The organism is Citrobacter sp. CFNIH10, assembly GCF_002934585.1.
Classification (GTDB): Bacteria; Pseudomonadota; Gammaproteobacteria; order Enterobacterales; family Enterobacteriaceae; genus Citrobacter_A; species Citrobacter_A amalonaticus.
The window spans coordinates 3175269-3199847 of the sequence record NZ_CP026216.1 but is presented as its reverse complement, the minus strand read 5'-3'; the positions used below and the strand labels follow the sequence as shown (position 1 = coordinate 3199847).

The 24579-nt window shown below is 52.5% G+C and carries 20 protein-coding genes; 5 read left to right on the top strand and 15 right to left on the bottom strand.

All coding sequences use genetic code 11. From position 1 onward, the window contains the following. Positions 1-75: 75 nt before the first annotated feature. The 13 genes from kdsB to C2U53_RS18920 all read right to left on the bottom strand — a co-directional run bounded on the left by kdsB (position 76) and on the right by C2U53_RS18920 (position 14875). Positions 76-822, bottom strand: coding sequence for a 3-deoxy-manno-octulosonate cytidylyltransferase (gene kdsB / locus C2U53_RS18980; protein WP_104446278.1), 747 nt, complete (start codon positions 820-822; stop codon positions 76-78). Further along, the gene (gene ycaR / locus C2U53_RS18975; RefSeq protein WP_042320194.1) at positions 819-1001 is read right to left on the bottom strand and encodes a protein YcaR; all 183 of its coding nucleotides are present in this window, start codon (positions 999-1001) and stop codon (positions 819-821) included. Before ycaR ends, kdsB begins: the two co-directional genes overlap by 4 nt. 51 nt (positions 1002-1052) lie before the next feature. After that, entirely contained in the window at positions 1053-2285 is a 1233-nt protein-coding gene (locus C2U53_RS18970; protein ID WP_044265759.1) for a winged helix-turn-helix domain-containing protein, read from the bottom strand. Positions 2286-2326: 41 nt separating this feature from the next. Beyond that, positions 2327-3304 carry a tetraacyldisaccharide 4'-kinase gene (gene lpxK / locus C2U53_RS18965; protein ID WP_043001190.1) on the bottom strand — a complete coding sequence of 326 codons (978 nt, stop codon included), beginning with the start codon at positions 3302-3304 and terminating at the stop codon, positions 2327-2329. After that, a complete protein-coding gene (gene msbA, locus C2U53_RS18960) occupies positions 3301-5049 on the bottom strand; it encodes a lipid A ABC transporter ATP-binding protein/permease MsbA (RefSeq protein WP_043001191.1) in 1749 nt (582 codons plus the stop codon). Before msbA ends, lpxK begins: the two co-directional genes overlap by 4 nt. 36 nt (positions 5050-5085) lie before the next feature. After that, positions 5086-7350 (bottom strand): ComEC family protein, encoded by a 2265-nt coding sequence (locus tag C2U53_RS18955; RefSeq protein WP_104446277.1) that lies wholly within the window; start codon positions 7348-7350, stop codon positions 5086-5088. Positions 7351-7554: 204 nt separating this feature from the next. Then, entirely contained in the window at positions 7555-7839 is a 285-nt protein-coding gene (gene ihfB, locus C2U53_RS18950; RefSeq protein ID WP_002463068.1) for an integration host factor subunit beta, read from the bottom strand. Between the two features lie 147 nt (positions 7840-7986). After that, the gene (gene rpsA / locus C2U53_RS18945; protein WP_042320207.1) at positions 7987-9660 is read right to left on the bottom strand and encodes a 30S ribosomal protein S1; all 1674 of its coding nucleotides are present in this window, start codon (positions 9658-9660) and stop codon (positions 7987-7989) included. Positions 9661-9773: 113 nt separating this feature from the next. Then, positions 9774-10457, bottom strand: a complete 684-nt coding sequence (cmk, locus tag C2U53_RS18940) for a (d)CMP kinase (RefSeq protein WP_042320210.1) — start codon at positions 10455-10457, stop codon at positions 9774-9776. A gap of 172 nt (positions 10458-10629) precedes the next feature. Continuing rightward, positions 10630-11391 (bottom strand): M48 family metallopeptidase, encoded by a 762-nt coding sequence (locus C2U53_RS18935; protein ID WP_043001193.1) that lies wholly within the window; start codon positions 11389-11391, stop codon positions 10630-10632. 143 nt (positions 11392-11534) lie between these two features. Next, on the bottom strand, positions 11535-12818 hold the full coding sequence (gene aroA, locus C2U53_RS18930) for a 3-phosphoshikimate 1-carboxyvinyltransferase (RefSeq protein WP_043001194.1): 1284 nt from the start codon (positions 12816-12818) through the stop codon (positions 11535-11537). A 72-nt stretch (positions 12819-12890) separates the two neighbouring features. Next, positions 12891-13979, bottom strand: a complete 1089-nt coding sequence (gene serC, locus C2U53_RS18925; protein ID WP_043001195.1) for a 3-phosphoserine/phosphohydroxythreonine transaminase — start codon at positions 13977-13979, stop codon at positions 12891-12893. 203 nt (positions 13980-14182) lie between these two features. Next, the gene (locus C2U53_RS18920; RefSeq protein WP_043001196.1) at positions 14183-14875 is read right to left on the bottom strand and encodes a DUF421 domain-containing protein; all 693 of its coding nucleotides are present in this window, start codon (positions 14873-14875) and stop codon (positions 14183-14185) included. Positions 14876-15011: 136 nt separating this feature from the next. Between C2U53_RS18920 and ycaO the strand changes: the two genes are divergently transcribed. From ycaO to pflA, 4 genes are all read left to right on the top strand, one after another. Then, positions 15012-16772 carry a 30S ribosomal protein S12 methylthiotransferase accessory factor YcaO gene (ycaO, locus tag C2U53_RS18915; RefSeq protein WP_104446903.1) on the top strand — a complete coding sequence of 587 codons (1761 nt, stop codon included), beginning with the start codon at positions 15012-15014 and terminating at the stop codon, positions 16770-16772. A gap of 405 nt (positions 16773-17177) precedes the next feature. After that, complete coding sequence (focA, locus tag C2U53_RS18910) at positions 17178-18035, top strand: formate transporter FocA (protein WP_043001197.1); 858 nt, start codon at positions 17178-17180, stop codon at positions 18033-18035. A gap of 56 nt (positions 18036-18091) precedes the next feature. Further along, complete coding sequence (gene pflB / locus C2U53_RS18905; RefSeq protein WP_043001198.1) at positions 18092-20374, top strand: formate C-acetyltransferase; 2283 nt, start codon at positions 18092-18094, stop codon at positions 20372-20374. 204 nt (positions 20375-20578) lie between these two features. Then, a complete protein-coding gene (gene pflA, locus C2U53_RS18900) occupies positions 20579-21319 on the top strand; it encodes a pyruvate formate lyase 1-activating protein (RefSeq protein ID WP_043001199.1) in 741 nt (246 codons plus the stop codon). A 115-nt stretch (positions 21320-21434) separates the two neighbouring features. On the opposite strand, the gene C2U53_RS18895 is transcribed toward pflA, so the two are convergent. After that, positions 21435-22583: an MFS transporter gene (locus C2U53_RS18895; protein WP_044265771.1), complete on the bottom strand. Its 1149-nt coding sequence runs from the start codon at positions 22581-22583 to the stop codon at positions 21435-21437. Positions 22584-22896: 313 nt separating this feature from the next. Between C2U53_RS18895 and ycaC the strand changes: the two genes are divergently transcribed. Beyond that, positions 22897-23523, top strand: coding sequence for an isochorismate family cysteine hydrolase YcaC (gene ycaC, locus C2U53_RS18890; protein WP_043001201.1), 627 nt, complete (start codon positions 22897-22899; stop codon positions 23521-23523). A 192-nt stretch (positions 23524-23715) separates the two neighbouring features. Here the strand turns inward: ycaC and C2U53_RS18885 are convergent, their stop codons facing one another. Continuing rightward, positions 23716-24579, bottom strand: coding sequence for a dimethyl sulfoxide reductase anchor subunit family protein (locus C2U53_RS18885; RefSeq protein ID WP_104446276.1), 864 nt, complete (start codon positions 24577-24579; stop codon positions 23716-23718).

The following is a 24579-nucleotide window of genomic DNA, read 5'->3' as shown; positions in this document are numbered from 1 at the left end:
TTGAAAAGAAAAAGCGTGGAAAATCGTAACGGTACGACACTCCTCTCACTAAAGAGCGGAGTGTCGTAAAGAAAATTAACGCATTTCAGCGCGAACGCGCTCGAGGTCTTCTGCGGTATCAACACCGGTACCAGGCACCTCTTTTGCCACAGCCACGTGGATTTTTTCGCCGTACCACAGCACGCGGAGTTGCTCCAGCATCTCGATGTTTTCCAGCGGGCTGGGCTCCCAGCTCACATAGCGACGGATAAATCCGGCGCGATAGCCGTAAATGCCGAGGTGGCGCAGGAAATTATCGCCGACGGTCTCGCGACTTTTCGCAAAACGATCGCGATCCCAGGGGATCGTTGCACGCGAGAAATACAGCGCATAGCCTTCGGCATCCAGTACCACCTTCACTGCATTCGGATTGAACGCCTCTTCCGCGCTATGAATCGGTGCCGCGAGCGTGGCCATTCCAACCTGACGCTGCGCCAGGTTTTCTGCCACCTGGCGAATAATGATGGCCGGGATCATCGGCTCATCACCCTGCACATTGACAATCACGGTGTCATCACGGAAACCACACTTCTCAACCACTTCAGCCAGACGTTCTGTCCCGGACTGGTGATCGACGCGGGTCATGCACACTTCTCCACCCGCCACTTCAACGGCGCGTGCGACCTCTTCATGATCGGTCGCGACAATAATACGCTCAGCGCCGGATTCACGGGCGCGTTCCAGCACATGCACAATCATCGGTTTACCGTTGATGTCCTGCAACGGTTTACCCGGCAGACGCGTGGAGGCGTAGCGGGCAGGAATAATGACGACAAAACTCATGATTTACGCTCATCAGCCGCTAATACACGGGCCTCGGTTTCCAGCAAAACGGGAATGCCATCACGCAGTGGAAAAGCGAGGTTATCCAGTTTGCAGATCAGTTCTTGTTTTTCCTGGTTGTACCAGAGTTTGCCGTTACAGACCGGGCAGGCAACGATTTCAAGCAGTCGATGATCCATAGTTCCTCCAGATGGACCGGGTAATGAATGCAGAGATCTTATCATACTCGCTCATGCGACTGCGTCTATTTCCCACCCCTGTCGACATTGCGTAAATATCCCTGCCGGACAGCGGCCGAGCGTCACGCGAACGGCATTCTGCCAGCGGGCAAAATCGGTTATCGCCTGCTGTAGCCCATTTTGCAGCGTCACTCCTGGCTTTACGCCTTCTTGCAGATAGAGAGAAATCACTTCCAGTACGCCCGTTTTACGGTGCATTTTGGCGTCCATCCGCCCCACCAACTGACCCCGGTGCAGTAAAGGCAGGACAAAATAACCATACTGGCGCTTTGGGGCTGGCGTGTAGCACTCCAGCCGATAGCTGAAATCGAACAGTTGCTCCGCACGTTTGCGATCCCAAACCACCGGATCAAACGGCGACAGTACCGCGCTATGCGTCGCTGTCAGCTTGCCTGCCTGTGCCTGTTCAAGTAGCGGCAGCAAATCCGCATGCAACCACAGCCGACCAAGTTTTTCGACCTCTACCGGAATGATGTACTGCTGTTCAGCCCGCACGTCGCGCCAGTTTTGTAACTCAGGACGTTTCAGGCGGTAGTAATCTGCCAGCCACTGCTCACGAAAAATACCCAGGCTGCGCGCACTGTTGTCCAGCATGACAGATTCTGCTTGCGCCCGGGGTAGCAAATCGCGTTCATCATCCCAGTGCGGCATCACGCGATGCGTGAGATCGTACACGCGCTGGAAATTGCGACGCTCAATCACCATCACTTTTCCTGCCGTAAACAACCCTTCCAGATGCAGCTTGTGCGGCTTCCAGTCCCACCAGCCGCTGTTGCCTTTACGCGGATGCTCAAAGTCAGCCGAGCGTACCGGTCCATTTTGATGAATATGCTGCAACAGTTGCTCAATTTCGCCGGCATGCTCTTCCATCCACGCCGCCTGGTACTTCCAGCCCATTTTTTCAGGTGCCAGCATCCGGTGGCGTATCAGCGTAAAATCACTACGCGGCAGGAAACAGGCCTCATGGGCCCAGTACTCCATCAGTTCACCCTGCGCCAACGCATCATCCAGCCACTGTGGGGTGTAATTGCCCAGTCGACTGAACAACACAAGGTAGGGACTGCGGGCGACAATATTGATGGTATCGATTTGTAGTAGCGACATACGGGTAATCGTCGGCAGGATATCGCTTGCCAACGCGCGACGACGTGGTTTTTTTAACAATCCCTGGGCGGCGAGATGAAGGTTACGGGCATCCGTAAGTGAGAGGTACGGCAACGACATTCATGATTCCCTCATTTGTACGCTGCCGTCATGGTGGTGCGCTAACGTGTCAGCGAGATCAATTTTTCGAGTAATGTCTCAGGTTCAGTCCCCGACAAATGTGCATCGACAGGAAGATACCACCAGTTGTCTTCGGCAAAGGCGCGGCACTTCACGGCGTCCTTCTCCGTCATGACCAGCGTTTGCGACCCGTTTAGTAAGCCGTTGACATCATGCGAAGTCAATGCCTGATGATCCGCCAGAGGAACACATTTTTGCGGCTGTACGCCACAAGACGCTAACGTGGCAAAAAAGCGTGGCGGATGACCAATACCGGCCATTGCCACGACATTTTGCAATTGCGCGACATCACGGCGCTCACCGGTACGCAGGTTCACAGCCTGTCCTGGCGCCAGATGCATCGGGATCTCACCCGCCTGTGGAATACCGCCATTGACAATAACCGCATCCACCGTTTTCAGGCGACCTGCTCGCTCCCGCATCGGACCTGCCGGTAGCCACCAGCCGTTGCCGAAGCGACGAACGCCATCAACCACCACAATCTCGACATCGCGCGCCAGACGGTAGTGCTGAAGACCATCATCAGTAACGATAATCTGCACATCGTGATGCGCCAGAATCGCTTTTACCGCGTCAGCCCGGTTGGGCGATACGGCAACTGGCGCGCCGGTGCGCTGATAAATCAGCACCGGCTCATCACCCGCTTCCGCCGTGGTGGTTTCGGCATTCAGCAGCAAGGGATAGGACGCGGCTTTGCCGCCATATCCACGAGAAACTACCCCAACGCGAAGACCGCGCTGCTGAAGTTGTTCCACCAACCAGATCACTACCGGCGTTTTGCCATTGCCACCTGCCGTCAAATTACCGACCACCACCACCGGCACCGGTGCACGCCAGGCGCGTTTGATCCCGAGCGTGTAGCACAGACGGATCGCCCCGCTCACCAGGCCGTATAGCCAGGAAAGTGGGAGTAACAGTCGCCACAAGGGCGACTCACCGGACCAGAAGCGTGCGATCATTGACCAAATTGCATTTTGTGCAGTTGCGCGTAAACGCCACGGTGTTCCAGCAGCTCGTTGTGCGTACCGCGCTCCACAATCAGCCCATCTTCCACGACCACAATTTCATCGGCCTGTTCGATAGTTGAAAGGCGGTGCGCAATCACCAGCGAGGTGCGGTTTTTCTGCAGTTCGTCCAGCGCCGCCTGAATGGCGCGTTCAGATTCGGTATCCAGCGCTGACGTGGCTTCATCAAGGATCAGAATCGGGCTGTCGCGCAGTAAGGCGCGCGCGATGGCGATACGTTGACGTTGACCACCGGAAAGCAGCACGCCGTTTTCACCGATCACCGTATCAAGGCCGTTATCCATCTTATTGATAAAGTCCATGGCATAAGCCATACGAGCCGCTTCTTCGATCTCCTCACGGCTATACTGCTCAGTTCGCGCGTAGGCGATGTTATTCGCCACCGTGTCGTTGAACAGATGTACGTTCTGCGACACCAGCGCGACCTGATTACGTAACGAGGCCAGGGTGTATTCCCGCAGATCGTGACCATCCATCAGGATTTCACCTTCATTGATGTCATAGAAACGCGTGATCAGACTGGCAATGGTTGATTTGCCGGAACCTGAACGCCCCACCAGCGCAACGGTTTTGCCCGCCGGAATTTTCAGGTTGATGTTACGCAGCGCCGGTACTTCGCGCCCCGGATAGGTAAAGGTGACATTGCGGAATTCCAGATCGCCGGTCGCACGCTCAATCACACGTTTACCTTCGTCTTTTTCCTGCTCGCTATCCAGGATGGCAAATAAAGTCTGGCATGCGGCCATCCCACGCTGGAACTGGGCGTTAACGTTAGTCAACGATTTCAACGGACGCATCAGGGCGATCATTGAGGAGAAGACCACGGTGATCGTCCCTGCCGTCAGGCTGTCCATCACGCTTGGGAAGCTAGCTGCGTACAGCACAAACGCCAGCGCCAGTGAAGCGATCAACTGGATGACAGGATCGGAAATGGAAGAAGCAGAAACCATCTTCATCCCCTGCAAACGCATCTTGTTACTGACTTTGTCGAAGCGCTTCGTTTCCACTCCCTGACCACCGAAGATCAGTACCTCTTTGTGGCCTTTCAGCATCTGCTCCGCGCTGGTTGTCACCTGCCCCATCGTATTCTGCATATTCTTACTGATAGCACGAAAACGTTTGGAGACTACGCGAATCGCGATCGACACAATAGGTGCCAGCACAACCAGGATTATCGACAACTGCCAGCTGTAATAGAACATCATGATGAACAGGCCGATAATCGATGCACCTTCACGCACAACGGTAATCAGCGCACCGGAAGACGAAGAGGCTACCTGTTCAGAATCATAAGTAATACGAGACAGCAGCGTCCCGGTAGACTGTTTGTCAAAGAAGGAAACCGGCATTCCCATCATATGACCGAACAGGCGACGACGCATGGTCATCACCACTTTGCCGGATACCCAGGAAATACAGTAGCTGGAGATATAGCTGGTGATACCACGTAAAATCATCAGCCCAATAACCACCAGCGGCATCCAAAGCAACACTGAGCGATCTGTTTTACCAAAACCATCGTCCAGTAATGGTTTGAGGAGCGATAACATGAAGGTATCGCTGGCCGCGTTGAGGATTAACGCAACACCCGCCACGATCAGACCCGATTTGAAAGGCGCAATGGTTGGCCACAGTCGGCGAAACGTCTGCCACGTAGAGAGATCTTTATCGTTATGCATTCAAGAAACCAGCATCTGTTGAAATAGCCGCATATTCTACCCGTTATCGTCTGACACGCCAAACCACTGATGATACCAACGAGGTAAAATTTGCTCCCGCAGGCTGATGGCCTGCCAGCCCTGTGTTGAAAAATCCAGCGAAATTTGCCCCTGATGCGGGGTATCACACCACCGGTAACCCTGTTGCAGATAACGTTGCTTCACCTTCCATGACGGCAATCGCCAGGCGTTATAGCGTGAGGCGGAGACCAGCGCCACGTTGCCACTAACGCGCTGAAGTAGCGCCAGTGAAGAAGAGGTACTGCTGCCATGGTGTGGTACCTGGATTGCCGTCGCCGAAAGATGCTGCCAGTAATGACTGAGCATTTTCAGTTCCGCGGGGGACTCTATATCGCCCGTCAGCAGAATACTGTGCGTACCATCATCAATCTTTACGACGCAAGAGTGATTATTCCCCTGCGTCGGGTCTCCTTTTAACGGCCAGTGCACGCTAAAACGCAGTCCCTGCCATTGCCACGTCTCACCGCGGTAACACGGCAGATGCCCCTGCCAGCCTAACGGACTGCGCACCCAAAGCGCTGGCCAGGTTGTCTGCAAAGAGTGTAGTCCACCGCGATGGTCGAGATGCTCATGGCTGAGAATAATCCCCTCTGGCTGCAAGTGGTGCCAGCGCAGCCACGGAATGATTATCTGCTGGGCGCTGTCACCTCCCGGCCAGGCCAGCCCGGTATCGTAGAGTAACGCTTTACCATTACGGGCGATAACTATCGCTAACCCCTGCCCGACATCCAGCATGTGCACCTGCCAGGCGTCAGTGCGCACCGGACTCCAGAACGGCCAGCTCAGCAACGCCAGCGTCGCCAGACACAGGCCGGGGAAAACGCGCCAGGCGATAAATCGCCAACCGGGTAGCATCAGCCAGGGGACAAAGACCAGCCACTGCCAACGGGCATCAATGTTGATCCACCCCGCAGGCAAGTGATTGAGCGCCCAGAATAGTGCAGCCAGTGAGCGATCGGCCAGATACCAGAGTCCGCCCTCAAGAAGCAGCGGACCAGTGAGATGGACCACCATTCCGGCGAGGATCAGCGGGACGCTGACAAACGTAACCAGCGGGACAGCAAACAGATTCGCAGCAAACGACGTCAGGCTGATACCGTGGAACAGTGCGATTTGTAGCGGCATTAGCAGCAAGGTAATCCCCAGTTGCAGGTGTGCCAGTTCAACCAGCAAGCGCCCGGCACGTGATGTGGGACAGGCGGGGCAAGGAAACCATTGGTACCAGAATAACAGCGCCGCAACGGCAAAGGCCGAAAGCCACAGGCTTTGCGAGATCACGGCGACGGGATCAACAACCAGAATAGCCGCCAGACAGCAGCACCAGACTGACCATCCGCTCCATTGCCGCCCGCATAATTTCAGTGCTCCCCACACCAGCAGCGCCACCACCGTACGTAGCGCCGGTGGTTGTAACCCGGTCAGCCAGGCGTAAAACGCTGCGCAAATTAGCCCGCCAATCACAGGATGTTGCCAGCGAATTGCACCGACCGGCAGCAGAAACTGCACGCCGCGAATCAGAGCAGCTGCCAGTAAAGCCGCAAAAGCAATATGCAGGCCGGAAATTGCCATCAGATGCGCCGTGCCGGTATCGCGCATGATCGCTTTGACTTCCTGTGGCACCAGCAGGCGCTCCCCCATCCCCAGACCTAGTATTACCTGCTGCCAGGGATAGTTTTCCAGAGAATCCGTTAACGAGGCGAGATAGCGCGCTCGCCAGCTGCATTTGCTATCGACAATCTTTGCCTGTAAAAATCGGCCAGTGAGCGGCTGATGCTGTGCCAGGGCATAACGCTGACTATCAAATCCGCCGTCATTCAACTCGCCGTGCATGGCACGGACCTTCAGCGTCATCGCCCAACGTTGTCCCGCGCACGGCGCGATTGGCAAATATTGGTTATAAAGCACAATACCGACGGCAGGGAAAAGCCGATGCCCATTAAGATGCGTGATCAGCCCGGCATGTGTCGTCATGCTATCCGTGGCCGTCAGCTCAACGATGGTCTCCTGCGTGGCGGCGGGTAACGTATTTCCCGCCCACAGCGACTGTTTCGCCGCCATGACGCCCCAGAGAAAAAACAGCAGGAGAAGCCCAGCGTACTGTGCCACTTTCCAGCGGAGCAGACCGAGCAGACAGGCCAGCACAAACAGGATGCTAACAAGCCATCCCCCCGGCAGCGCAGGTAGCAAAAATAAAGGGAAAATTCCCCCTAATGCACACAGACTGACCGTCGTTAATTTCATACACACCTCCGTGTTGGCGGCAGTGTGCAGGTCTGAGCCGGGATTGTCAGGAGGAGAATGAAGGATTTACGGCCATGATTCCGCGATTTTCATCGCCGCCCGGCAATGTGCAACATGAAATGCGAGCGGCATTCCAGGGTTGAAAAGCAGGCAAGAAAAAAGCACCGTAAAGGTGCTTTTCTGAGGTTACGTTGTGCGAAAAACTTAACCGTAAATATTGGCGCGATCGCGCAGTTCTTTACCCGGCTTAAAGTGCGGAACGTATTTCCCTTCCAGATCCACTTTGTCGCCAGTCTTCGGGTTACGCCCGGTACGTGGTGCACGGTAGTGCAAAGAAAAGCTGCCGAAACCGCGGATTTCAATACGCTCGCCCTGTGCAAGAGTCGAGGCCATATGCTCCAGCATCTCTTTGACCGCATCTTCAACCGCTTTCGCGGGAATATGAGATTGCTGAGTGGCAAGTCTTTCAATCAATTCTGACTTGGTCATGATTCCTCCGGTTCCAATAAGCTGCTGCTGTTGCATTGATTAAGGGCGGCCGTAGCCGCCCTTTGTCATTGATTACAGAACGAATTCTATAATCTGTCAAGTATTCTCATCTGACTTCGGGACGAAACCTCCCAAAGTATCAAAGAATTACTCGCCTTTAGCTGCTTTGAAAGCTTCAGCCATTGCGTTGTTGGAGAAGTTTGCATCTTCCTGTTTGTTAACAGTTGCGATGGCATCTTTCTCATCAGCTTCGTCTTTAGCACGAACAGACAGGCTGATTGCACGGTTCTTACGGTCAACGCCGGTGAATTTAGCTTCAACGTCGTCACCCACGCTCAGAACCAGGGTAGCGTCTTCAACGCGGTCACGGGATGCTTCAGAAGCGCGCAGGTAACCTTCAACGCCGTCAGCCAGTTCTACGGTTGCGCCTTTCGCGTCAACTGCAGTCACTTTACCGTTTACGATTGCGCCTTTCTTGTTCAGTGCAACCCAGTTGTTGAACGGATCTTCTGCCAGCTGTTTAACGCCCAGAGAGATACGCTCGCGCTCTGCGTCAACCTGCAGAACAACTGCTGCGATTTCGTCGCCTTTTTTGTATTCACGAACTGCTTCTTCGCCTGCAACGTTCCAGGAGATGTCAGACAGGTGAACCAGGCCGTCGATGCCGCCGTCCAGGCCGATGAAGATACCGAAGTCAGTGATAGACTTGATTTTACCTTCAACGCGGTCGCCCTTGTTGTGGGTTTCCGCGAACTGCTGCCATGGGTTAGATTTGCACTGCTTCAGGCCCAGGGAGATACGACGACGTTCTTCGTCGATATCCAGAACCATAACTTCCACTACGTCGCCAACGTTAACAACTTTGGACGGATGGATGTTTTTGTTGGTCCAGTCCATTTCGGAAACGTGAACCAGCCCTTCAACGCCTTCTTCGATTTCAACGAAGCAGCCGTAGTCGGTCAGGTTGGTTACGCGACCGGTCAGTTTAGTACCTTCCGGATAACGCTTAGCGATAGCTACCCACGGATCTTCGCCCAGCTGTTTCAGGCCCAGAGATACACGGGTACGTTCGCGGTCGAACTTCAGCACTTTAACAGTGATTTCGTCGCCAACGTTTACGATTTCGCTCGGATGCTTAACGCGTTTCCATGCCATATCGGTGATGTGCAGCAGGCCGTCAACGCCACCCAGATCAACGAATGCACCGTAGTCAGTGAGGTTCTTAACGATACCTTTAACTTCCATGCCTTCCTGCAGGTTTTCCAGCAGCTGATCGCGCTCTGCGCTGTTTTCGGATTCGATCACGGCACGACGAGAAACAACAACGTTGTTGCGTTTCTGATCCAGCTTGATGACTTTGAATTCAAGCTCTTTGCCTTCCAGGTGCAGCGTATCGCGCACCGGACGAACGTCTACCAGTGAACCTGGCAGGAACGCACGAATACCGTTCAGCTCAACAGTGAAGCCGCCCTTAACTTTGCCGTTGATAACACCGGTAACAGTTTCAGCATCTTCGTAAGCTTTTTCCAGCGTGATCCATGCTTCGTGACGTTTCGCTTTTTCACGAGACAGCAGTGTTTCACCGAAGCCGTCTTCTACTGCATCCAGAGCAACATCAACTTCGTCGCCCACCTGGATTTCCAGTTCGCCAGCCGCGTTTTTGAACTGTTCTGCAGGAATTGCAGATTCAGATTTCAGGCCTGCATCAACCAGAACAACGTCTTTGTCGATAGCAACAACAACACCGCGAACGATGGAACCCGGACGGGTTTCGATTTCTTTTAAGGATTCTTCAAACAGTTGAGCAAAAGATTCAGTCATGTTTAATCTTCAGGTTTCATATTTAACGTCCACCTGGCTCCGTGCCGGATGGGGTTGTTTAACATACCCGCTGTCATTCCATTGCAACGGGGGTACTGCAAATTCGGTCGCTCTTAAGCGAGTGCCAGTTTTTGGCGCGCGTATTGTAGCGCTTTTTCAATCACTTGCTCAATGCTTAATCGTGTGGAATCTAAAACTAAAGCATCAGCAGCGGGAACCAACGGCGCTACAGCACGGTTTCGGTCGCGATCGTCACGTTCTTTGATCTCGGCCAAAAGGCGTTCAAAGTTAACACTAAAGCCCTTCTCCTGCAACTGTAGCATACGGCGATGTGCACGTTCTTCCGAGGAGGCGTCAAGGAAAATTTTGACCGGCGCATCCGGGAAAACCACCGTCCCCATATCACGTCCATCAGCGATCAGTCCCGGTGCTTCACGGAAAGCACGTTGACGACGCAGTAGTGCCTCACGTACGCGAGGGAATGCGGCGACCTGAGAGGCGGCATTGGCGACTTCCTGCGTACGGATTTCACCGCTGACGTCTTCCCCTTCAAGGATCACTTCCAGATTTCCGTCGGTTGAAACAAAGCGGACATCGAGATGGGTTGCCAGCGGAACCAGCGCGTCTTCCGATGCAACATCAACATGATGATGTAATGCCGCCAGCGCCAGCACGCGATAGATTGCGCCAGAGTCCAACAGATGCCATTGCAATGCTTCCGCCATCGCTTTGCACAAGGTGCCTTTTCCTGCACCGCTTGGGCCATCAATGGTAATTACCGGGGCAATTGCCGTCATCTTTATCTCCTTAAACAGGCGTTCTGTTAACGTAAACGCCGCGCATTATACGCGCCAACGCCCACAATCGTTAACGTTGTGTGCAAAAACCGATTTAGTCTGTCACCAGGTGAAGAATAATTGCGCAATTATAGCGGGCCGGGGAGAAACCAGCCCGAAAGATGACAATGTTTTACTTTTTATCTTCAGCGATACGGTCACGCATATGCTGAGCACGGTCGGCTGACGCCGGGTGGGAATCCATCAGGGATTTAGCGTGGCCGGCATCCATTGTGGCTAACTTATCGAATGCGCTCACTAACCCCTGCGTATTGATGCCACGTTTTTTCATCAGGTCATAGGAGAAGTCATCAGCCTCAGATTCCTGACTGCGGGAGAACGCCGAGTTGATCACCCCTTCAGCCAAATCGCCTAACTGCGACTGAGAGAGTTGTGAAGCCACGCCACTGGTGGCAGAAATAGCATCACGCGCGGCCAGGGTAGCATAAGCCGTCTGCATTGCTTTGCGGGAATGCCCTAAAGAGACGTGACCTAACTCGTGACCTAATACCCCTTCGATTTCATTATCGGTCATCAGATCCATCAAACCGGAATAAACGCGGACACAGCCGTTCGCCATTGCCCACGCATTGACGTCAGAAGTAATGTAGACCTTATAATCGACCGGAGTACCATCAATATTATTTCCCAGAGCTTTGGCAATCTTACCCAGACGCCTGGTGTATTTACTGCTTTTTCCCGCAAGTTGATTCTGGCTATCCATCTGTTTGCAGGCGTTGCTGGACAACGTTTTGACATCGGTATCAGAAAGCGTGGCTGCTTTATAGGCCGACATGCCCGAACTGGCGAGCATGTCACCATTAACGCCATTTTTACATCCCGCCAGCAGCGCTGCGGATACTGCAATAGTAATCAGGAGTGATTTATTTTTCATGCTAATCTTCCGTTGATATTTATAATAAAACGCATATAAATCAAAATATTAAATCATCAACACGTTAGCATTAGCAGTAACAGGAAAAAAGTACAGATACAGACGATATCGCGCCAGCCAGTTGACCGGCGCGAAGAGAGAAATCAGGCAGGGGTACTGATACGCGCCAACTGTTCGAAATAGTCAGGGAAGGTTTTGGCGGTACATTTCGGGTCAAGGATCGTAACCGGCGTATCAGATAACGCCACCAGCGAGAAACACATCGCCATACGGTGATCGTTATAGGTGCTAATGTCGGCAAACTTCAGGTGTGCCGGCGGCGTGATGCGAATAAAATCATGCCCCTCTTCCACTTCCGCGCCGACTTTGCGCAGTTCGGTCGCCATCGCAAACAGACGGTCAGTTTCTTTCACCCGCCAGTTGTAAATGTTGCGAAGCGTTGTCGTACCTTTGGCAAACAACGCGGCTGTCGCGATAGTCATGGCGGCATCCGGAATATGGTTCATGTCCATATCGATGGCATTCAGTTCGCCACGGGTACAGGCGATAAAGTCGTCACCCCAGGTGACGGTCGCGCCCATTTTCTCCAACACATCGGCAAAACGGATATCGCCCTGCATGCTGTTGCGGCCAATCCCGGTCACTTTCACCGTTCCACCTTTAATGGCGCCTGCCGCGAGGAAATAGGAGGCCGATGAAGCATCTCCTTCAACCAGATAATGACCTGGAGAGTGGTACTGCTGACCGCCTTTGACCACAAAGCGCTGATAGCTCTGGTTCTCTATCTCAACGCCAAAAGTTTTCATCAGGTTCAGCGTGATATCAATATACGGTTTCGACACCAGATCGCCTTTGATACTTATCACCGTATCCTGGGGTGCCAGAGGCGCGGTCATCAGCAGCGCAGTGAGAAACTGGCTGGAGACGCTGCCGTCAACCTCAACCTGTCCGCCGGTAAATCCGCCACGCAGTCGAAGCGGCGGATAGTTTTCCTGCTCCAGATACTCAATGTTCGCCCCGCCCTGACGCAGCGCATCCACCAGATGACCAATCGGGCGCTCTTTCATACGCGGTTCACCGGTCAGCACAATATCGTTTGCGCCAAGGCACAGTGCGGCGGCCAGCGGTCGCATTGCCGTTCCGGCATTGCCCAGAAACAGCTCTAATGCGCCTTCGGCGTGCAGCGGGCCTGCGTTACCCGTGATTTCACAGCGGGTGCGATCCGCAGAAAGAGTGTAATCAATCCCCAACGCACTCAGGGCATTGAGCATATGGCGAACGTCATCGCTGTCTAACAGGTTGATCAGCTCTGTGGTGCCATGAGCTAACGCCGCCAGTAACAGCGCGCGGTTTGATACGCTCTTCGAGCCTGGCAGATTAATCGTGCCATCGACCCGTGCGATGGGTTGTAACGTCAGGGATTCCATGAAACTCAACTCTCAAAAGACAGAAATAAAAACCCCACAGACAAGGCTGTGGGGATGAAAAGAGACACCTGATTAGCCGCGACGGCGCTCGAAATCAGTCATGAAATCGGCAAGCGCTTTTACCCCTTCCAGCGGCATCGCGTTATAAATGGAGGCACGCATTCCGCCGACAACGCGGTGGCCTTTCAGCGCGTGCAGGCCCGCAGCAAAAGACTCTTCCAGGAAGAGCTTATCCAGCGCGCTGTCAGCTAACTGGAACGGCACGTTCATACGTGAACGGTTCGCTTTCGCGACATCGTTACGATAGAAGTCACTGTTATCAATCACACCGTACAGCAGTTCTGCTTTTTGCTGATTGATTTTATCCATCGCCGCCACGCCGCCATTGGCTTTCAGCCATTTGAACACCAGGCCGGAAAGATACCAGGCGAAGGTCGGCGGCGTATTGAACATCGAGTCATTGTCGTTCAGAACGGAATAATCGAGGATCGACGGACACGCCACATTCGCTTTACCCAGTAAATCTTCGCGTACGATGACGATAGTCAAACCCGCCGGGCCAATGTTCTTCTGTGCGCCCGCATAAATGATGCCATAGCGTGAAACATCCAGCGGTCCGGAGAGAATGGTTGAGGAGAAATCAGCGGTCACCACCACATCGGAACCAAAATTGGGCGTTTCGTTAATTGCGATGCCATCGATGGTTTCGTTCGGGCAGTAATGCAGATACGCTGCATCAGCAGAAGGCTGCCACTCACTCATCGGCTTCACGCCGCGCAGGCCATCGACCGAAACTTTGGCGTCAATCACATTCGGCGTGCAGTATTTTTTCGCTTCTTTGACGGCGCTGGCTGCCCAGTAGCCTGCATCAACGTAGTCTGCCGTGGTTTTGTCGCCCAGAATGTTCAGCGGAATGGCAGAAAACTGGCCACGACCACCGCCGTGACAAAACAGCACTTTGTAGTTGGAGGGGATATTCAACAGATCGCGAAAATCCTGCTCCGCTTCTTGCGCGACCTGGATGAATTCTTTGCCGCGGTGGCTCACTTCCATGACGGACGTACCAAGACCGTTCCAGTCACAAAGATCCTTTTGAGCCAGTTTAAGCACGTCTGCCGGTAACATTGCCGGACCTGAACTAAAATTGAAGACCTGAGCCATTTCCCCTCACCACGTTGCGTTGTTATTAACCCAATCTCTTTTCGTACATGAACAGAGATTGGGTATAAGTTATTCCTGTGGATATCGGTTTTATCATTCAGTGACACGCGCCGCAATGGCTAAAACAAACTCGAGTAAAAATGAGTGTTCGCTCACACAACAGAATCTTCGGGATTGACGATAAAAGACCGATATTTTTGCTGTCAGACGACCCGTTTTGCCCGACTGGCCTTCGACCATTCTGGATTTTTACACCGCGGGCACGCCTGACGATCGCCGGCTTTCATTGTGATCACTTCACTGCATCGCACACAGGAATACTCTCCCGCTTCAGGAACGACTTTATAACGTTGCGTACAATACTTCGGCAAAATGCTTAAGCCAGGCTTTACCTCACTGTCTTCAAAGAAATAAACGCTGATCTGACCATTCGTTTCAAGGATCGCCAGGCGCACCTGTCCCAGTTGCTCAACGCCATTCAGTCGCAGCTCCATGAAAAACTCGAACTCGGTCATATTTGACTGGTTCAGTTTTTCCCACGCCAGCTCGCCATCTTCAATAATCACGACGGGCTTACCTTCCAGTAAATCTTCCAGTTTTTCACTGCGCGCCATCAGCCACATCACCAGACGGTACAGCAGCGCGAGGGTAATGAAGACCACCAGTACTGGCAACATCGGGACATCATCATAAAAGGCCACGTCACCCGCCGCCGACCCCAGCGTTAAAATAATCAGCACTTCGAAGAGCGACATCTGTCGCACGCCGCGTCGTCCTGTGAGTTTGAGAAACAGATAGACCAGTACGAAGGTATACAGACTGCGTAAAGCCACTTCACCGAGGAATTCCATCGGCACTTTATCGAGTGCCATCCGTTGTAAATCAAACGCTTTCATTTTTATGCTCTTATGGTGGATCACTGCCTACAAGCATAGCCAAAACTTTTATTTGCGCCGCGTCAGTGGCGGCGATAGCGTCAGTCACGTAAAACCCGTATCATTGCGCGCTTTCCGTACGACAAAAGTGATTTTCATGACGCAAACATTTATTCCCGGCAAAGACGCCGCACTGGAAGACTCCATCGCTCGCTTCCAGCAAAAACTGCTCGACCTCGGTTTCCATATTGAAGAGGCCTCGTGGCTGAACCCGGTGCCAAACGTCTGGTCCGTACACATTCGCGATAAAGAGTGTGCGCTGTGCTTTACCAACGGCAAAGGGGCGACGAAAAAGGCCGCGCTGGCCTCGGCGTTGGGCGAATATTTTGAGCGTCTGTCAACCAACTATTTCTTTGCCGATTTCTGGCTGGGTGAAACCATCGCCAATGGCCCGTTCGTGCATTATCCGAACGAGAAATGGTTCCCGCTGACCGAAAATGATGACGTGCTGGACGGTCTGCTGGATGCCCGCCTGCGCGCCTTCTACGATCCCGAGAATGAACTGACCGGCAGCATGCTGATCGACCTGCAGTCTGGCAACGAAGAGCGTGGTATCTGCGGCCTGCCATTTACCCGCCAGTCGGATAACCAGACCGTCTATATTCCAATGAACATTATCGGCAACCTGTACGTCTCAAACGGGATGTCCGCCGGTAACACCCGTAACGAAGCGCGCGTGCAAGGGTTATCTGAAGTCTTTGAGCGTTACGTGAAGAATCGCATTATTGCCGAAAGCATCAGCCTGCCGGAAATTCCAGCCGACGTGCTGGCACGCTACCCGGCGGTTGTGGAATCTATTGCAACGCTGGAAGCGGAAGGTTTCCCCATCTTTGCTTACGACGGCTCTCTGGGCGGTCAGTATCCGGTGATCTGCGTTGTGCTGTTCAATCCGGCTAACGGCACCTGCTTCGCCTCTTTCGGCGCACACCCTGATTTTGGCGTCGCACTGGAACGTACCGTGACGGAACTACTGCAGGGCCGTGGTCTGAAAGATCTCGACGTCTTCACACCGCCGACCTTCGACGATGAAGAAGTGGCTGAGCATACCAACCTGGAAACACACTTCATTGACTCCAGCGGTCTGATCTCCTGGGATCTGTTCAAGCAGGATGCCGACTACCCGTTCGTTGACTGGAGTTTCTCCGGCACCACAGAAGAAGAGTTTGCCACCCTGATGGCGATCTTCAACGCGGAAGATAAAGAGGTGTACATCGCCGATTACGAACATCTCGGTGTCTACGCCTGTCGGATCATCGTTCCGGGGATGTCTGATATTTATCCTGCTGAAGATCTGTGGTTAGCCAATAACGCCATGGGCGTCCATCTGCGCGAGACCCTGCTCTCACTGCCGAATAGTCGCTGGGATAAAGAAGACTATCTCAACCTGATTGAGCAACTCGATGAAGAAGGGTTTGATGATTTCACCCGCGTTCGTGAACTGTTAGGCCTGGCTACCGGTTCAGATAACGGCTGGTACACCCTGCGTATTGGGGAACTGAAAGCGATGCTGGCGCTGGCAGGTGGTGATCTGGAACAGGCACTGATCTGGACCGAATGGACGATGGAATTTAATACGTCGATCTTTAGCGCCGAGCGGGCGAATTATTACCGTTGCCTGCAAACGCTGTTACTGCTGTCACAGGAAGAAGAACGTGAACCGCTGCAATATCTGAACGCGTTTGTCCGTATGTATGGCGCAAATGCTGTCGAAGCCGCCAGTGCAGCATTGAGCGGTGAAGCCGCCTTTTATGGTCTGCAGCCGGTTGACAGCGATCTGCACGCATTCGCATCACACCAGTCACTGTTGAAGGCCTATGAGAAGTTGCAGCGTGCAAAATCTTCATTTTGGTCAAAATAAAGCCAATCAACCTACGCTGAGTAGGTTTAAATAATCGTCTGGGCTATATTACGGGGCGCGCTAAGCGCCCCTTTTTATTTATTTTTGAATATCCCAAAATAAATGTAATAACAAGGTTAAATGTTGGTGGTTGATATTACATAATTTAATAGATAGTTGTTACTTTATCTGCCAATTACTCCATATTAATTAACTGGCTAACAGACGTAGGAAGGAAAATTTTCAACTCATTTGCTAAAATTTAAAATTTATTTTTATCATAAAAATCAAATAATTACTCCGTAATTGCATAAAAACCATGCGTATTACGGGCCTATAAGCCAGGCGGGATATGATCTACATCAATTTCTCATCTATAATGCTTTGTTAGTATCTCGTCGCCGACTTAATAAAGAGAGAGTTAGTGTGAAAGCTGACAACCCTTTTGATCTTTTACTCCCTGCAGCAATGGCCAAAGTGGCCGAAGAGGCAGGTGTCTATAAAGCAACGAAACATCCGCTTAAGACTTTCTTCCTGGCAATTACTGCCGGTGTGTTCATTTCCATCGCCTTTGTTTTCTATATCACTGCAACGACCGGTACAGGTACGATGCCGTTTGGTATGGCGAAACTGATTGGCGGTATCTGCTTCTCTCTGGGGTTGATTCTTTGCGTCATCTGCGGTGCAGACCTCTTTACGTCAACCGTGTTGATTGTCGTTGCCAAAGCCAGTGGCCGAATCACCTGGGGTCAGTTGGCAAAAAACTGGCTCAACGTCTATTTTGGTAACCTGATTGGTTGCTTGCTCTTTGTGCTATTGATGTGGCTTTCCGGCGAATATATGGTCGCCAACGGCCAGTGGGGACTGAACGTCCTGCAAACCGCCGACCACAAAATGCACCATACTTTTGTTGAAGCCGTCAGCCTCGGTATCCTCGCAAACCTGATGGTATGCCTGGCTGTATGGATGAGCTACTCAGGCCGTAGCCTGATGGATAAAGCGTTTATCATGGTATTACCGGTTGCGATGTTTGTTGCCAGTGGTTTTGAGCACAGTATCGCAAACATGTTTATGATCCCGATGGGTATTGTAATCCGTGATCTCGCAACACCGGAGTTCTGGAGCGCAGTTGGCTCGACGCCGGAAAGTTTTTCTCACCTGACCGCGATGAACTTCATCACTGATAACCTGATTCCGGTTACGATCGGTAACATTATCGGCGGGGGTTTGTTGGTTGGGTTGACATACTGGGTCATTTATCTGCGTGACAACGATCATCATTAATTGATGTCGCGATACACGCAGTAAATAAAAAATCCACTTAAGAAGGTAGGTGTTACATGTCCGAGCTTAATGAAAAGTTAGCCACAGCCTGGGAAGGTTTTACCAAAGGTGACTGGCAGAATGAAGTAAACGTCCGTGACTTCATTCAGAAAAACTACACTCCGTACGAGGGTGACGAGTCCTTCCTGGCTGGCGCGACTGATGCGACCACTGCACTGTGGGACAGCGTAATGGAAGGCGTTAAACAGGAAAACCGCACTCACGCGCCTGTTGACTTTGACACCTCTGTTGCTTCCACCATCACTTCTCACGACGCTGGCTACATCAATAAAGCGCTCGAGAAAATTGTTGGTCTGCAAACTGAAGCTCCGCTGAAACGTGCGATCATCCCGTTCGGTGGTATCAAAATGGTTGAAGGTTCCTGCAAAGCGTACAACCGCGAACTGGACCCGATGCTGAAAAAAATCTTCACTGAATATCGTAAAACCCACAACCAGGGCGTTTTCGATGTTTACACCAAAGACATTCTGAACTGCCGTAAATCCGGTGTTCTGACTGGTCTGCCGGATGCCTATGGCCGTGGCCGTATCATCGGTGACTACCGTCGCGTTGCGCTGTACGGTATCGACTTCCTGATGAAAGACAAATACGCTCAGTTCGTTTCCCTGCAGTCTGACCTGGAAAACGGCGTAAACCTGGAAGCGACTATCCGTCTGCGTGAAGAAATTGCTGAACAGCACCGTGCGCTGGGTCAGATCAAAGAGATGGCTGCGAAATATGGCTGCGATATCTCTGGTCCGGCAACCAACGCTCAGGAAGCGATTCAGTGGACTTACTTCGGTTACCTGGCTGCGGTTAAATCTCAGAACGGCGCGGCAATGTCCTTCGGTCGTGTCTCCACCTTCCTGGATGCATACATCGAACGTGACCTGAAAGCAGGCAAAATCACTGAACAAGACGCTCAGGAAATGATTGACCACCTGGTCATGAAACTGCGTATGGTTCGTTTCCTGCGTACGCCTGAATATGATGAACTGTTCTCCGGCGACCCGATTTGGGCAACGGAATCCATCGGTGGTATGGGCGTTGATGGCCGTACTCTGGTTACCAAAAACAGCTTCCGCTTCCTGAACACCCTGTACACCATGGGTCCGTCTCCGGAGCCGAACATCACCGTTCTGTGGTCTGAAAAACTGCCTCTGAACTTCAAGAAATTCGCCGCTAAAGTGTCCATCGACACCTCTTCTCTGCAGTACGAGAACGATGACCTTATGCGTCCGGACTTCAACAACGACGACTACGCTATCGCTTGCTGCGTAAGCCCAATGGTTGTTGGTAAACAAATGCAGTTCTTCGGTGCGCGTGCAAACCTGGCGAAAACCATGCTGTACGCGATCAACGGCGGCGTTGATGAAAAACTGAAAATGCAGGTTGGCCCGAAATCTGAGCCAATCAAAGGCGACGTGCTGAACTATGACGAAGTCATGGAGCGCATGGACCACTTCATGGACTGGCTGGCTAAGCAGTATGTCACCGCGCTGAACGTTATCCACTACATGCACGACAAGTACAGCTACGAAGCCTCTCTGATGGCGCTGCACGATCGTGATGTTATTCGCACCATGGCATGTGGTATCGCAGGTCTGTCCGTTGCGGCTGACTCCCTGTCTGCTATCAAATATGCGAAAGTTAAACCGATTCGTGACGAAGACGGTCTGGCTATCGACTTCGAAATCGAAGGCGAATACCCGCAGTTTGGTAACAACGACGCGCGCGTTGATGACATGGCGGTTGACCTGGTTGAACGTTTCATGAAGAAAATTCAGAAACTCAAAACCTACCGTGATGCTATCCCGACGCAGTCTGTTCTGACCATCACCTCTAACGTTGTGTATGGTAAGAAAACCGGTAACACCCCAGATGGTCGTCGTGCTGGCGCGCCGTTCGGACCAGGTGCTAACCCGATGCACGGTCGTGACCAGAAAGGTGCTGTTGCCTCTCTGACTTCTGTTGCTAAACTGCCGTTTGCTTACGCGAAAGATGGTATCTCTTATACCTTCTCTATCGTTCCGAACGCACTGGGTAAAGACGACGAAGTTCGTAAGACTAACCTGGCCGGTCTGATGGATGGTTACTTCCACCATGAAGCGTCCATCGAAGGTGGTCAGCACCTGAACGTGAACGTGATGAACCGTGAAATGCTGCTGGACGCGATGGAACATCCGGAAAAATATCCGCAGTTGACCATCCGTGTATCTGGTTATGCAGTACGCTTTAACTCCCTGACGAAAGAACAGCAGCAGGACGTTATTACCCGTACCTTCACTCAGACCATGTAATGTGTTTTGACTGAAATCACGCGGTAAAAGGCGTACAATAAAGGCTCCACGTAAGTGGGGCCTTTTTAACAGGTCGTTTCCCGACTGCAGCCTGTTTTGTCAGCTATCTATACTCAATGGATAACCGCCAAAACAGACTCGACACAGCCAATGAGCTGTGCACCAACACGGCCCCGGATGGGCCACATCTGGAGAAACACCGCAATGTCAGTTATTGGTCGCATTCACTCCTTTGAATCCTGTGGTACCGTTGACGGCCCAGGCATCCGCTTTATTACTTTCTTCCAGGGCTGCCTGATGCGCTGTCTGTATTGCCACAACCGCGATACGTGGGACACGCATGGCGGTAAAGAAGTCACCGTTGAAGAACTGATGAAAGAGGTCGTGACCTATCGCCACTTTATGAACGCATCCGGCGGCGGCGTAACGGCGTCAGGCGGTGAAGCCATCCTGCAAGCGGAATTTGTCCGTGACTGGTTTCGTGCCTGTAAGCAAGAAGGTATCCATACCTGTCTGGATACCAATGGTTTTGTTCGCCGCTACGACCCGGTGATTGATGAACTGCTGGAAGTCACCGACCTGGTGATGCTCGACCTCAAGCAGATGAATGATGAGATCCACCAGAACCTGGTCGGCGTTTCCAACCACCGTACGCTGGAGTTCGCCCGCTATCTGGCAAACAAAAATATCAACGTGTGGATCCGTTACGTCGTGGTACCTGGCTGGTCCGACGATGACGACTCAGCGCACCGACTCGGTGAATTTACCCGCGATATGGGCAACGTTGAAAAAATTGAGCTCCTGCCCTATCACGAACTGGGTAAACATAAATGGGTGGCGATGGGCGAAGAGTACAAACTCGATGGTGTACATCCACCGAAGAAAGAAACGATGGAACGCGTTAAAGGCATTCTTGAGCAGTACGGGCATAAAGTGATGTATTGATTGCGTCTTTTAAAAAGGCTATCCGACGGGTAGCCTTTTTGCTTTCTGTCGGGGAATACAGAAAATTAACCAAAACAGGATGCAATAACACACATTGCTTCCTGTTGACGCTGAATTAAACGTGAGCAACCGGGTTCGGAGTATGTCCGGCATTGCGCAGCAGCATCAGCAAATAAATAAACGACACGCTGGCAATCATAATAAACAGAAGATTATCGGAATAATTCTGCATCAACATGGCGGTGAAGGAAGGCCCTAACAGGCTGCCAACGGTGTAGCTTAGCAGCAGCGCCTGGTTCATCGCCACCAGTTGATGATGTTCCACTTTTTCACAGGCCCAGGCCATCGCCACCGGATAGAGCGTAAAACCGGCCGCCCCCAGGATAAAGAGCGCAGGTGCCATCGCTGCCTGGCTTAACATCGCGATGCTTCCGAGGATGACCACAAACACCTGCACGCGCAGTACCAGCAGTCGACCAAACTTATCCGCCAGTCTCCCGATTGGCCACTGCCCGAGGATCCCCGCGCTAACCAGCACCGCCATCCAGAAACCGATACTGGCATTACTCATGCCCTGATGATTGAGATAGAGCGGCATCAGGCCGTACAGCGAACCCAGGACAATCCCAGAAATGATGCAGCCGTTAACGCCCAGCCGCGCCTGACGCAGTTTCAGCATTGCGGTAATTGGCGTGTCGTTGTGTTCATCAGACTGTTGATTCAGGATGCGGGTAAAGAGCAGCGGTAAAATCCCTGCCAGAATCAGTCCCGTCGCCCACGGCAGCACATTCATCAGTTCCGTCGAGACTTTGCTGACCAGCAGTTGTCCGAGGAAGGTCCCCACATAATAGACCATCATGTAGGCCGCCAGCAGGCGACCGCGGTTACGTGATGTCCCGCTGCACATCAGCGCACTCTCCACAACCACCCAGATCATCGCGCAGCCAATGCCCGCGACAAAGCGCCATGCCAGCCAGCTCCAGAAGCCGACCATCACCCCGAGGCCCACACAACCGGCCGCAAAAATCAGCGAGGCAAGATAGTAACTACGGTTAAACCCGAAGCGTTTGATTAAAACCCCTGTCAACAGCGTCCCGACCAGGTTACCGGTGAAATAGGACGAACTGATCATACCCACCTGCCACGTCGGCAGGTTTTCCTGGGCGAGCCAAAGCGGGACGAGCGTGTTCAGCACCGCAATCGCCAGGGTCAGCAGAAGTAGACCAGCCAGCAAAAGCAAGACAGGTCGGGTATAGGTGGACATGAGTATAAACCGTGAGGAAGTTCAAATTTCACGCGCATCATGCCACCAACAAAAACATTGTCAATCGGCGGAAACCGTGGTGTGGCGGCCCTTTTCCGTCTTCGATTGAATTTATTGGTTAAGATTATGTATTACTGATAACCAATCAACTACAGGTGACTGTTTTTATTGATTTAACGCAAAGGTATTCCGTTTCGATCAGTCGAAAAATCTCATAGTCCCGGCAGGTTTTTTTTTCCGTTCTATGCTTTGAATGAACCATACGCACCTGAATGAATTCGAGCGCAGAGTTGACTCAAGCAAGGAGAAGAGAATGACCAGGCCTTATGTTCGTCTCGATAAAAATGACGCAGCGGTTCTTCTGGTGGATCACCAGGCCGGATTGCTGTCACTGGTCAGGGATATTGACCCTGATAAATTCAAAAACAACGTGCTCGCGCTGGGTGATTTAGCCAAATACTTCAAGCTGCCTACCATCCTCACCACCAGTTTCGAAACCGGACCAAACGGCCCGCTGGTCCCCGAATTAAAAGCCCAGTTTCCTGATGCCCCGTACATTGCGAGGCCAGGGAATATCAACGCCTGGGATAATGAAGACTTCGTGAAGGCCGTCAAAGCCACGGGGAAAAAGCAGTTGATCATTGCGGGTGTAGTGACCGAAGTTTGTGTGGCATTTCCGGCGCTGTCAGCCATTGAAGAAGGTTTTGATGTCTTCGTCGTCACCGACGCGTCGGGTACGTTTAATGAAATTACCCGTCATTCGGCGTGGGATAGAATGTCGCAGGCCGGTGCTCAGCTCATGACATGGTTTGGTGTGGCCTGTGAACTGCACCGTGACTGGCGTAATGATATTGAGGGGTTGGCGACGCTGTTCTCCAACCACATTCCGGATTATCGCAACCTGATGACCAGCTACGATACGTTGACTAAACAGAAATAGTAAAACCGGGGCGAAAGCCCCGGTGAGAGTGATGACAAACTTCATCCCGATACCGGAAAAGTAAAGATCACCTCATTAAAAACCAAGAAAATCAATTCATTGATTTTCGGCTGATAACCACAAGGAAGGAAAAACCACGCTTTTTCTTTCCTTGTCAGTAATCTGACCGGGGCGAAAGCCCCGGTTATTCACTTAGCTGGCAACCGCCATACCGACGGTCATATGCAGACCGTAGAATACGCCGCGACCAATCAGTTCTCCCACCAGCAGCAGAATAAAGGCCACTGACAGCAGCGGAACCGCAGGCTGATACCCTTTCAACTGCGGAACAATCCAGCAGCACAAGGCCAGCGCCAGCACCCCAATCCGCCAGGCCATCAACGCCCCGTAGTCAGGTACCAACGCAGAAGCCTGCTGAATAGAGCTGTGAATGGTCGCCAGTTCTGTGCCCTGCATCACCGACATGATGGCACTGACCACCAGCGCCAGCAGTGAAACCGCAGACAACAGACGCATCGCCCAGCCATCGACTCCCGCCACGCGCAGCAGCAGATAGCCCAGCAGTGGCCCCCCCATCAGCAGAGTCAGGAAGAAGCCCAGCGGCGTCCAGACGCTGTACCAGGTCGGTACGGTATCAATGCTGTTATAGACGCGCACCATCATCCAGACGAACAGTACACCCAGCACCATCGTCAGCAGCAACCACAGGTTACGCAGAGCCGGAGAGAGCTTTTTCAACACCGCCAGCAGCCAGCCGATCCCGCCAACCGCAAAGAAAATCGAACCGCTGGCAATTTCATTACTCAGCGCCGATGAACCGACACGGTTAAGCGAGTTAAACGCCCGCATTGGCGAGCCAAGGTGCAGCATAGATGCGATAAAGCCAATCCCCATCAGCACCCACAGCGCAAACATGCAGGTAATCACGCGCTGTTGCGTTTCGGCCCGCAGGTCGCCTTTCATTAGCGCCAGCGCCAGGACAATGAAGCCACCGACCACACATTGTCCGAAGACCGTGAAGATCATCAGCGGCCATTCATGCCATCCACTTCCCAT

Coding starts and splice junctions, on each gene's coding strand:
- C2U53_RS18935 (WP_043001193.1), bottom strand. CDS start 11,391: ATGAAAAATAAATCACTCCTGATTACTATTGCAGTATCCGCAGCGCTG.
- pflA (WP_043001199.1), top strand. CDS start 20,579: ATGTCAGTTATTGGTCGCATTCACTCCTTTGAATCCTGTGGTACCGTT.
- C2U53_RS18920 (WP_043001196.1), bottom strand. CDS start 14,875: ATGAAAGCGTTTGATTTACAACGGATGGCACTCGATAAAGTGCCGATG.
- lpxK (WP_043001190.1), bottom strand. CDS start 3,304: ATGATCGCACGCTTCTGGTCCGGTGAGTCGCCCTTGTGGCGACTGTTA.
- ihfB (WP_002463068.1), bottom strand. CDS start 7,839: ATGACCAAGTCAGAATTGATTGAAAGACTTGCCACTCAGCAATCTCAT.
- msbA (WP_043001191.1), bottom strand. CDS start 5,049: ATGCATAACGATAAAGATCTCTCTACGTGGCAGACGTTTCGCCGACTG.
- C2U53_RS18885 (WP_104446276.1), bottom strand. CDS start 24,579: ATGGGAAGTGGATGGCATGAATGGCCGCTGATGATCTTCACGGTCTTC.
- serC (WP_043001195.1), bottom strand. CDS start 13,979: ATGGCTCAGGTCTTCAATTTTAGTTCAGGTCCGGCAATGTTACCGGCA.
- C2U53_RS18970 (WP_044265759.1), bottom strand. CDS start 2,285: ATGTCGTTGCCGTACCTCTCACTTACGGATGCCCGTAACCTTCATCTC.
- ycaR (WP_042320194.1), bottom strand. CDS start 1,001: ATGGATCATCGACTGCTTGAAATCGTTGCCTGCCCGGTCTGTAACGGC.
- kdsB (WP_104446278.1), bottom strand. CDS start 822: ATGAGTTTTGTCGTCATTATTCCTGCCCGCTACGCCTCCACGCGTCTG.
- rpsA (WP_042320207.1), bottom strand. CDS start 9,660: ATGACTGAATCTTTTGCTCAACTGTTTGAAGAATCCTTAAAAGAAATC.
- aroA (WP_043001194.1), bottom strand. CDS start 12,818: ATGGAATCCCTGACGTTACAACCCATCGCACGGGTCGATGGCACGATT.
- C2U53_RS18955 (WP_104446277.1), bottom strand. CDS start 7,350: ATGAAATTAACGACGGTCAGTCTGTGTGCATTAGGGGGAATTTTCCCT.
- C2U53_RS18895 (WP_044265771.1), bottom strand. CDS start 22,583: ATGTCCACCTATACCCGACCTGTCTTGCTTTTGCTGGCTGGTCTACTT.
- cmk (WP_042320210.1), bottom strand. CDS start 10,457: ATGACGGCAATTGCCCCGGTAATTACCATTGATGGCCCAAGCGGTGCA.
- ycaO (WP_104446903.1), top strand. CDS start 15,012: ATGACGCAAACATTTATTCCCGGCAAAGACGCCGCACTGGAAGACTCC.
- pflB (WP_043001198.1), top strand. CDS start 18,092: ATGTCCGAGCTTAATGAAAAGTTAGCCACAGCCTGGGAAGGTTTTACC.
- ycaC (WP_043001201.1), top strand. CDS start 22,897: ATGACCAGGCCTTATGTTCGTCTCGATAAAAATGACGCAGCGGTTCTT.